Source organism: Streptomyces sp. NPDC059740 (assembly GCF_042733155.1).
GTDB lineage: Bacteria > Actinomycetota > Actinomycetes > Streptomycetales > Streptomycetaceae > Streptomyces.
Genome location: NZ_JBHWGP010000100.1, coordinates 1 through 1548 on the forward strand (window position 1 = coordinate 1; position 1548 = coordinate 1548).

1 protein-coding gene is annotated in these 1548 nt (G+C 68.5%); it reads left to right on the forward strand.

Annotated features, from left to right (window positions below):
- Positions 1–262 precede the first annotated feature (262 nt).
- A complete protein-coding gene (locus ACFV3R_RS34595; protein WP_385591519.1) occupies positions 263–1480 on the forward strand; it encodes an IS110 family transposase in 1218 nt (405 codons plus the stop codon).
- The last annotated feature ends 68 nt before the right edge of the window (positions 1481–1548 follow it).

A 1548-nucleotide genomic window follows, 5' to 3' on the forward strand; every position in this document is an offset into this window, starting at 1 on the left:
CCCCGTTATGTTCTTCGCGGTCCTGCAATGGGACCGCTGGCCTCCGGGCCCGGCATGACTGTTGCCCCCTGTCGAAGGCATGACCTGGGGGGTGGTGTCACCGGGTCCGGAAGGTGCCGTCGGAGACGCTGATCAGAGGTCCGGCCACCGTCCGGTCCGGCGCAACGCCGGACAGTTCGCGGGCGGCAGGTCTGCATAACGTGGATGCGCGAGCACGACACCCGAGCCGAGGCCGGCACCATCAACACCCTGGGAGAGGGCGATGTTCGACATCGAAGACGTGGGCGTGTTCCTCGGCCTGGACGTCGGCAAGACCACTCACCACGGCCACGGGCTCACTCGGTCCGGGAAGAAGGTCTTTGACAAGCCCCTGCCCAACAGTGAGCCGAAACTGCGGGCCGTCTTCGACAAGCTGACCGCGAAGTTCGGCACCGTGCTGGTGATCGTGGACCAGCCCGCCTCCATTGGCGCCCTTCCGCTCACGGTCGCGCGGGACGTGGGCTGCAAGGTCGCTTACCTGCCCGGACTCGCCATGCGACGGATCGCCGACCTCTACCCCGGCGAGGCCAAGACCGACGCCAAGGACGCCGCGGTCATCGCGGACGCGGCCCGCACCATGCCGCACACCCTGCGCTCGCTGGAACTGACCGACGAGATCACCGCCGAACTGACCGTGCTGGTCGGCTTCGACCAGGATCTTGCGGCCGAGGCCACCCGCACCAGCAACCGGATACGCGGCCTGCTCACCCAGTTCCACCCCAGCCTGGAACGCGTCCTCGGCCCCCGACTCGACCATCAGGCGGTGACCTGGCTGCTGGAGCGTCACGGCTCACCGGCCGCCCTGCGCAAGGCCGGTCGTCGCCGGCTCGTGGAACTGATCCGCCCGAAGGCACCGCGCATGGCCCAGCGCCTGATCGACGATGTCTTCGACGCGCTCGACGAACAGACCGTCGTCGTCCCGGGCACCGGCACCCTCGACATCGTCATCCCCTCCCTCGCCGCCTCCCTGGCCGCCGTCCACACCCAGCGCAGGGCGATGGAAGCCCAGATCAACGCCCTGCTGGAGGCCCACCCTCTTTCCCCGGTCCTGACGTCGATGCCCGGCGTCGGCGTCAGGACCGCCGCCGTACTCCTGGTCACCGTCGGCGACGGCACCAGCTTCCCCACCGCCGCCCACCTCGCCTCCTACGCCGGACTCGCCCCCACCACCAAGTCCTCCGGCACCTCCATCCACGGCGAACACGCACCCAGAGGCGGAAACCGGCAGCTCAAACGGGCGATGTTCCTCTCCGCCTTCGCCTGCATGAACGCCGACCCCGCCTCCCGCACCTACTACGACAAGCAACGTGCCCGCGGCAAAACCCACACCCAGGCTCTCCTCCGCCTCGCCCGCCAACGCATCAGCGTCCTCTTCGCCATGCTCCGAGACGGCACCTTCTACGAACCCCGGACGCCCAAGGACGTCGAACTCGCCGCATAACCCCAGCAACACCAAACCACCCCGAACCCGACAGGGATGCCTTGACGAAAGACATAGAGGCACCCCCC

Excerpts from the sequence above, each read along its gene's own strand:
- ACFV3R_RS34595 (WP_385591519.1), top strand. The coding sequence starts at position 263 with ATGTTCGACATCGAAGACGTGGGCGTGTTCCTCGGCCTGGACGTCGGC.